The organism is Coleofasciculus sp. F4-SAH-05, from assembly GCF_040222985.1.
Taxonomy (GTDB): domain Bacteria; phylum Cyanobacteriota; class Cyanobacteriia; order Cyanobacteriales; family Coleofasciculaceae; genus Coleofasciculus; species Coleofasciculus chthonoplastes.
Map to the genome: position 1 here is coordinate 1 of NZ_JAVKBY010000034.1, position 7,975 is coordinate 7,975.

General features: G+C 45.4%; 7 protein-coding genes. 3 read left to right on the forward strand and 4 right to left on the reverse strand.

The window, feature by feature from the left end; all coding sequences use genetic code 11:
- Positions 1–148: 148 nt before the first annotated feature.
- Entirely contained in the window at positions 149–1,657 is a 1,509-nt protein-coding gene (locus tag RIG27_RS03480; protein ID WP_446342470.1) for a UbiD family decarboxylase, read from the reverse strand.
- Between the two features lie 72 nt (positions 1,658–1,729).
- Between RIG27_RS03480 and RIG27_RS03485 the strand changes: the two genes are divergently transcribed.
- The 3 genes from RIG27_RS03485 to RIG27_RS03495 all read left to right on the forward strand — a co-directional run bounded on the left by RIG27_RS03485 (position 1,730) and on the right by RIG27_RS03495 (position 5,052).
- Entirely contained in the window at positions 1,730–3,439 is a 1,710-nt protein-coding gene (locus tag RIG27_RS03485; protein WP_446342472.1) for an NYN domain-containing protein, read from the forward strand.
- Between the two features lie 130 nt (positions 3,440–3,569).
- A complete protein-coding gene (locus RIG27_RS03490; RefSeq protein ID WP_446341853.1) occupies positions 3,570–4,217 on the forward strand; it encodes a MotA/TolQ/ExbB proton channel family protein in 648 nt (215 codons plus the stop codon).
- A gap of 517 nt (positions 4,218–4,734) precedes the next feature.
- The gene (locus tag RIG27_RS03495) at positions 4,735–5,052 is read left to right on the forward strand and encodes a hypothetical protein (protein ID WP_446342475.1); all 318 of its coding nucleotides are present in this window, start codon (positions 4,735–4,737) and stop codon (positions 5,050–5,052) included.
- A 103-nt stretch (positions 5,053–5,155) separates the two neighbouring features.
- On the opposite strand, the gene RIG27_RS03500 is transcribed toward RIG27_RS03495, so the two are convergent.
- The 3 genes from RIG27_RS03500 to mgsA all read right to left on the reverse strand — a co-directional run bounded on the left by RIG27_RS03500 (position 5,156) and on the right by mgsA (position 7,689).
- A complete protein-coding gene (locus tag RIG27_RS03500) occupies positions 5,156–5,902 on the reverse strand; it encodes a 4'-phosphopantetheinyl transferase family protein (RefSeq protein WP_446342477.1) in 747 nt (248 codons plus the stop codon).
- Between the two features lie 3 nt (positions 5,903–5,905).
- Positions 5,906–6,250 carry a DUF4870 domain-containing protein gene (locus RIG27_RS03505; protein ID WP_446342479.1) on the reverse strand — a complete coding sequence of 115 codons (345 nt, stop codon included), beginning with the start codon at positions 6,248–6,250 and terminating at the stop codon, positions 5,906–5,908.
- A 131-nt stretch (positions 6,251–6,381) separates the two neighbouring features.
- Positions 6,382–7,689, reverse strand: coding sequence for a methylglyoxal synthase (mgsA, locus tag RIG27_RS03510; protein ID WP_446342481.1), 1,308 nt, complete (start codon positions 7,687–7,689; stop codon positions 6,382–6,384).
- Between the last annotated feature and the right edge of the window lie 286 nt (positions 7,690–7,975).

Sequence of the window (7,975 nt, forward strand, 5' to 3'; positions counted from 1 at the left end):
CAAGGCAAAATCTAGGGATGGGCAATCCCGAAGTAACGCTACAGGAGTTGGAGCCTCTACGCTACTTGGCGCAAGCCTGGTAGAGCAAGTTCTGACGATGAATGTAGAATCCCACGCGCTTTAAGCCGTGGGAGTGTCAAAAATTTGTTCACCGCATATCATAGCCAAACAGATTCGGATTAACCTCTCCTAATTCCAAATCATCTAAGCCATACTCGACCCAGCGCCGATCTACCCTAGCCGCAACATCAGCATCTGATTCCAATGGTTCGCCCCATTCGTGTTCCGTTTCGGGGGGGATTTTAGTGGTTGCATCAATGCCCATACGTCCGCCTAAACCAATCTTTTCACTGGCAAAATCTAAGCTATCAAAGGGCGTATTCGGCAGAATAAAGACATCTCGCGTCGGGTCTACTTTGGAACTAATTGCCCACACCACTTGACGCGGATCACGGATATTAATGTCTTTATCCACAACAATCACAAACTTGGTGTAGGTAAATTGGGGTAAAGCACTCCAAAACGCTAAAGCTGCCCGTCTGGCTTGTCCGGGATAGGCTTTATCAATGGAAATAATCGCGGCTTTGTAACTGAGGGCTTCCATGGGGAGGAAGAAATCCACAATCTCGGATACTTGTTGGCGTAAAATTGGCGTATAAATCCGATTGAGTGCGATCGCCATCATTGCTTCTTCCTTCGGGGGACGCCCACTGAAGGTGGTAAGATAGACGGGGTTTTGGCGATGAGTCATGCAGTGGAAGTGAATCACTGGGGAATCTTCGACGCCGCCGTAATACCCCATGTGATCACCAAAGGGTCCATCAGGTAATACTTCCCCTGGTGTGATTGTCCCTTCTAGGACAAACTCGGAGTCAGCGGGAATTTGTAAATCTAACGTCTTGCACTTTGCCAGTTGCACCCCTGAACCGCCGTAGAGTCCAGCAAACAGCCATTCGGAAAGGTCTACAGGAATTGGCGTGGCGGCTGCCATAATAATTAAGGGGTCAACCCCTAGCGCGATCGCAATTTCCAGTTTCTTACCATTCTGCGCCGCTTTGCGGAGGTGTCTCGCCCCACCCCGTACTGATAACCAATGAACACTCATGGTAGTCCGGGATTGGAGTTGCAGACGGTACACACCCACATTAGGAGTACCTGTTTCACAGTCTTTAGTAATCACCAACCCCAAGGTAATAATTTTGCCCGCATCCCCTGGATAAGGACGAATTAGGGGCAGTTGATTTAAATCTAGGGCGTCTCCTTCCACCACCACTTGCTGACAGGCGGGGAAAAAATCGCGTCCCGGTTTGGCTTTGACGACATCAAATAAAATCTTGCCAAACTCCACCGCCTGGGAAATTTTCTTCGGTGGTTTCGGCTGTTGCAGCATTCCCAGCTTTTTCCCCAATGTTTCCAACTCTTGGGGATGTTCCTTATGCATCGCCCAACACACCCGTTCCTCGGTTCCCATCAGGTTGATGGCGACGGGAAATGATGAACCTTTGACATTCTCAAATAATAGTCCAGGTCCGCCTGCCTGTAGCATCCGATTGGATATCTCGGCAATTTCTAAATCCGGGTCAACCAACGCCGTAATCCGACGTAATTGTCCCCGTTGTTCTAACACCTGGATAAATGCCCGCAGATCTCTCGCCATGGTTAAGATGTGTAAAGCTTTTTGTTTCTTTTATTATGGACGTATAAGCCATCCTCCGTGCTACTTTGTGATATGTCTGATCCGTCCAATGCGCCATTGGCAACTGATACAGCAACTATTGCTCAAATATGCGATCGCGTTTACCACATTGTCTTGGATATCCAACAGCAGCATCCGGAACTCCTCAAACAAAAGTATAGGACGATTCCTTGGCACACCTCCCACAATCAATCTGTCTTCATCACAAAGCTAAAAGCTCGACTGACTCACGTTGAGGACGAGGAAGCCAAACTGATAAACCTACGGCGTTTCCTAGAAAGTTTACTCCTTCCCAGCTATTTTACCCAACCCAGTTTTGGTGAATTGACTCAAACTCTACAATCCTCAATTCCCCAAACGTCCCCATCGCCGTCGCCGGAATTGGTCAGTTCAGATAATTCTGAAACTTTACCCCCTTCGGCTTCAGTGACTAATCATTCCCCCGGTATTGCCATTCTTTTACTCGACGCCGAAAACCTACAACTGGATATCAAAACTGAAAAATTCCTAGAGGAACTCTGTACCTATCCGATTCAAATTAAAGTCGCCTTTGCCAATTGGCGCAGCCTCGGCAAAAAAGACGCAGAATTCCACAGTCGCGGGTATGAATTGATTCACGTTCCACCGGGGAAAGATAGTGCCGATATGAAAATGGCAACGGTGGGAGCATCAATTTTTATCCATTATCCCAATGCCAGGGAAATATTAGTTTGCTCCTCGGATGGCGGGATGACTCATCTTTATAATACACTTCAGACTCATGGATTTACCGTCTATTTAGTTCGCAAACAAGGGGATACTATCACCGTCTTAAATAGTGATACCAACCAAACTAAACGGCATTCCCTGAGTCCGCCACCTGAAATTCCGGGTCCCGAAGAATTTATTAATCAAATTAAAGCGATTATTAGACTTGAACAAACTCGCACTGGGAATCTTTGGGTGGAACTGTCTCAGGTTTCCACTTTATTTTGCAGCCATCACCATACCAGGATCAGTCACTTAGTCTCATTGCACTGTCCCGGCAAAACGGTTCAAGATTTTTTTCGCGATTATCCGAAGGAGTTTGTGTTACATGATTTACCAGAACAGTCAGATTTGTATGTAACCTTGTTTGAAATGAATACTTCAGTTATCGCTCCTAATCCGAGTGCCTCGACCGAATCCCCTAATTTAGATAGTTCTTTACATACAACGATTCAATCAAAAGTTGAGTTAGAACAAGAGTTAGCTAGAATTGTCAAAATAATCATGGCGAATTCAGGTCAAACCTCTGTTCCCATTTCTAATGTGGGTACTGAATTCTGTAAACAGCATAAGCAATCAGTTAATCAGGTGCTTAAAGACTTGAGCCTTGGCGATAAATTTATAACTTTTTTGCAAGACTGTAATTTATTTCAAATCAAAAAATCTGGAAAGATTTATAGTGTCACAATCGGTAACCCAGGAGACCCAGAAAGCCAAAAAGAAATCCAATCGACTCAATCCTCTATTAATTCAGTCAAAACCTTAGAGAAAATCCTCAAAGAAATGATAGAAGGAATGATTAAAAAATTAGGAACGGATGACATAGCGGTCAACAAGCTAAAAAAAGAATTTCAAACTCGGTATAATGAAACAGCCGATGCTTGTGTGAAAAAATTTGAACCCAAGTCGAGTCTGATTAAATTCTTACGCAACCGCGACACTATGTTTAATATGACTTTTATTGACCGGGATTATCGAGTCGCGATCGCGAAATAGTTAAACTGAAGATAAATCCCCTACCAGAACCCGTCGGGAATCTAATTCTTTACCTGTTGGACAATAGGTCTGTACCGTTATAAGATAAAAGTTACCAGGGGTGATTGTGCGGAATTAGCTGATATTTAAAATGACAAGAGTCTATGATTTATTAATCCAAGGCGGTTTCGTCATGCTGCCCCTGTTAGGATTATCTATATTAACGATATCCTGTGGGCTAGATCGTGCTTGGTTTTGGTTTCAATTATTAAGCCAAGAAGCCACCCTGGTTAAGGATGTGCTAGCAGCGGCACAGTCTAACTTAGAACAGGCTAAAGACATAGCAGAATCGGCTCAACACTTACCCATTGGTCGCTTTCTTTATGCCCCCCTCAAGCTAAAACAGCCAACACCAGAAACCTTTCGTTTAGCCATGGAAGCCGCCGGTGATAAAGAATTCATCAAAATGCGAAAAGGTGAAAAACTCCTGGAAACTATTGTAGCCGTTGCGCCTCTATTGGGTCTACTGGGAACAGTTACGGGTTTAATTAGTACATTCAATAACCTGAAAATTGGTGGGGGAGGAACAACCGTTGAGGCAACAAAAGTGGCTGGAGGTATTGGTGAAGCGCTAATTACTACAGCAGCGGGTATGATTGTGGCAATTATTGCGCTTTTAATTCTCCGAACTATCGTCACGTTACACTCCCAGCAAATGGACTACTTTGCAGAGGTGGGAAGTGAATTAGAACTTATTTATCGCCAGGTTTGGTATGAACCCCCCCTCACCCTCTCCTGACAGGTGTAGGTTTTTTATTTTATGGTTGAGATAAGACAAGGGGGACAAAGTGACAAGAAGACAAGGGAGAAAAACCGTACAGAATCATGTTCGGTCAAGCTAACTGTAAAAAGCCGAAACGCCCTGTTTTTCGTGAAAACTCTTCCTTGTCTCACCCCCTCACCCCCTCACCCCATCTGCCTGGAAACCCTGGCGACTAGCAGGGTATTGCTGATTTTTATCTCCCCACGCTAAATTTCATCGAAACTTTACTTTAAGCACCAGGTTGAAGGTGTGATGCTTTACATAACTTTAGTTAAGGTATTGAATGAAAGCCAAGTTGTGAGTATTTAGGGCTTGGCATCAACAAGGAACTAACGCAGGAAACAGGGTGTAGTTAAGATGTGTAGCCTTCGACACAATTATTCAGTCTCTACAGATAAAGGAATGCGTAAGTTCTGGACAAGTTTTTGTAAAGATTGCTGAAATCAAGGTAATCGCACTGAATGTACGAGTAGAGATTGAGCCGCTAACAGTGATGGTACTGCTGGAAACACCAATCTTCGAGCCAGAAGGCAAAATCTCAACCACCGATCGCAGGAGCCTAAAACAGATGAATAGGCATAAGCAGTGGCAAAAGGCATGTTTCAAAGTGACGACTTGGGTTTTATCTGAGATCGTTTTAAATGTGTTGGGATTGGATGATCTGGCTGACTATAGTGAATTTATTTTCGATCCAGAGGTGATCATCTCTCAGCATAATGCTGTAATTATGGTGGCTCCCCCTCACCCGCCAGAAGTTGAGCAAGACTCACTGTTTAGTCAAACGATCGGCGATCGCGTCGAATTAGTTTAAGTCATTCGTCATTTGTCATTTGTCCTTTGCCCTTACCCTAAATGGTGTAGGGGCACGATAATATCGTGCCCCTACTCAAATGATTCAAGAGTTGTCCAGGAAGTTAAGGTTCAAACTCAAGACATTTGATCTGCCAATTCTGCCCGAATACCGCAACAGCCGCCACATAATCCGATGCTGGGATCAGGGGAAAAAGTGACCAATGAGACGCCGCGTTAGAGTCTCCCGCGATACTCAGCAATTTAGCCGCTTCTCCTGGCATCAGAGATACCTCAATTTCTGACAACTTGGCTAACCCATCACCAGTTGCTTTTAAATAGGCTTCTTTGCTTGTCCAACCGTTGAAAAACGCGAGTTGTTGCTGATCCCCAGTTAAAGTCCGAATGGCAGTATATTCTCTTTGTGTAAAGAAACGTTGTGCGAGTTTCTCTGCATCAGGCATCGGACGCCGATATTCGAGATCGATCCCCAGTTTAAGGGTTGAGGATAGAGCATACAAGGCTAATCCATGAGAATGAGACAGATTAAAACCCAATGTTTGATTGGGATTACTGGTTGCGATCGCGGGTTTGCCACGGGGACTATAGTCAAACTGGATTTGATGGGGCGGTTGATTTAAATAGCGACCCAAGATTGTCCGTAAAATCCCCCGACCTGCAATAAAATGGTTGCGATCGCGCTCAAAGTAGAATCGCTTTGCCCGTTGCTGTTCATCTGGAGACAGGAGTTGTGCTAATCTCTCGATCTGTGCGATCGGTTGATTCAGATCAGCCCGCCAGACATGGATATCTTGGCTGGAGAGGACAAGGGTAGAGGGTGGAGGATGCCAGAGACGTTTCCCAGTCATCATCACCTAAATCAAGCGAAAGATAAACGGATAGCGGTAAGGTTGGCTGGGATCATCCAGAACCTTGATTAGAGCAATAATTGGCATGATTAGACTAACCATGCCTAAAATAGCCAGGAATAAAAAGCCAATGATGACAACGATTAGCAGGATAGAAACAAAAGCATAGATATAGAGGTTAATGTGAAAATTGAGGGCTTCTTTGGCATTTGCCTTGACAATCGGATCATCCGTCACGAACAAAATTGCAATGGGGATCGCCACAGAAACAATAACTGAACTCAAAAAGATTGAGCCATGACACAGGGCTGATAAAAGCTTGCGTTGATCGAGATCATGCTGATTACTCATACAGTAACTCCTGGTAAGTAAGTCGGTGGAAATAAACTGAAATACTGAAATATGTTAATTTATATAAATATCCATTAAACTATTACAAATGACATAAGACAAATGACGAATGACGATCCCCACCTACTTATTCACTCTGGTTCATTAACAGGCGGTTGTTCATCCGCAGGCTGGGACACTTCCAGGGGAGCAATGACGGTTAATCCCTGGGGAATACATTCAATCGTGACTGGAGTTGTGCCAATAATTTCCCCATCAACAACCACTTTTTGGGGAGGATTGGTGCTTACCTTGATTTGTCCCGTCCGTAAACAAATTGTATCCTCTCGACGGGCGGCTCTGCGCATTAATGCAGCACCAAGTAAATCGACGATCGCATCCATGGCTTCGATTTTGGTGTTTTGGGTGTTAATCGTGACTTCCAATAACCCATCATTGGCAATGACTTCCCCCATTCCCTGTGCCATCAAAGAGGTTGGTGGTGCTGCATTGGCGATGGTGATGGCGGCGGCTTGACATTGATTGGTAATCCCGGCAATCTCCAATTCCGTCTCAAACACACTATGTTCGTTGAGTTGCTGCATCCCTGCCAAAATATAAGCTAAGACGCCCAAGCGTTTTTTCGCCTCTCGATCCGCTCGTTCCACGGTTTCGGCTTCAAAGCCAATCCCGGTGAGCAAAATCATCGGATGCTGATTGCACCGTGCAGCATCAACCACCCGCGTCATGCCTGATAAAATCAGTTCACAGGCGGCGCGAATATTTGTGGGAATGCCTAACGCCACCGCAAACGCATTAGCTGTGCCTCTGGCGATGATCCCCAAGGGAATCTGGCTACCAATCAAAGCACCCGCGACAGCCGAAACTGTGCCGTCTCCACCTGAGGCGATAATCAGATCTGCACCGGATGCGATCGCCTCTTGCGCTAACTCTACCGAAGAGCGATCGGGCGTCGTTAGGTGAATATCGAGATGCAGTTGGGGTTTTAAAAGCTGCTGAATCAGCGTTAAATCCTTCTCGGCGTTGCCTTGACCCGAAACAGGGTTAAAAATCAGGTAAGCAAAGCGATTTTTGGCAAAATTGGCGATAATTGCTTCAGCCGTGGCAAGATTAGTCGCCAGAGGGACATTGTGAACGTTACAGATGCGTAACAATGCCTGAATGTCTGGTTCATGGGGTTGAGCGTACAGGGGATCGATGAGGAAAATCACCGCAATCACCTCACCTGTCGCCACTTCCGCTGCGATTTGGGCATCTCCGCCCAAAGGACCCGACAATAGGCACTCAACCTCTAACTTACTTCGGTCGTGAATGCGTTGTCCGGTGGTTCCGGTGGCGATTAGGCGGTAACGGGAGAGGATGGGGGTGTATTGTTTAGCAAAGTTAGCAATATCATCTTTTTTGCGATCGTGGGCAATTAAGGCAATGGTTGGGGGCATGATGGGATGGGGAAATTCTCATTTTAGTTTAAAGGGAGTTGGTGCAGTTGGTTTTGTAGTAGGCAATCTTCGTGCCAGAAGCTCCCGACAGCGCTGACTACAAACAGTCAGATGAGTCTATCGGGGAAATCAGCCGCACTACATTTGACCGAAAAAATGGGTCTCAAGCCTCGTCCTTCGACATGCTCAGGAACACCTTCCAGGACGACTTTTATGTGCTACAATGTTGATGCATAAGTTTTCCACGTCAAATGCTGGTTTTTGAGTTTAAGGGTCAAGGAAAAAC

What these genes read in the sequence shown, in the direction of transcription:
- RIG27_RS03480 (WP_446342470.1), bottom strand. Translation starts at nt 1,657, where the DNA reads ATGGCGAGAGATCTGCGGGCATTTATCCAGGTGTTAGAACAACGGGGA.
- RIG27_RS03485 (WP_446342472.1), top strand. Translation starts at nt 1,730, where the DNA reads ATGTCTGATCCGTCCAATGCGCCATTGGCAACTGATACAGCAACTATT.
- RIG27_RS03490 (WP_446341853.1), top strand. Translation starts at nt 3,570, where the DNA reads ATGACAAGAGTCTATGATTTATTAATCCAAGGCGGTTTCGTCATGCTG.
- RIG27_RS03495 (WP_446342475.1), top strand. Translation starts at nt 4,735, where the DNA reads ATGGTACTGCTGGAAACACCAATCTTCGAGCCAGAAGGCAAAATCTCA.
- RIG27_RS03500 (WP_446342477.1), bottom strand. Translation starts at nt 5,902, where the DNA reads ATGATGACTGGGAAACGTCTCTGGCATCCTCCACCCTCTACCCTTGTC.
- RIG27_RS03505 (WP_446342479.1), bottom strand. Translation starts at nt 6,250, where the DNA reads ATGAGTAATCAGCATGATCTCGATCAACGCAAGCTTTTATCAGCCCTG.
- mgsA (WP_446342481.1), bottom strand. Translation starts at nt 7,689, where the DNA reads ATGCCCCCAACCATTGCCTTAATTGCCCACGATCGCAAAAAAGATGAT.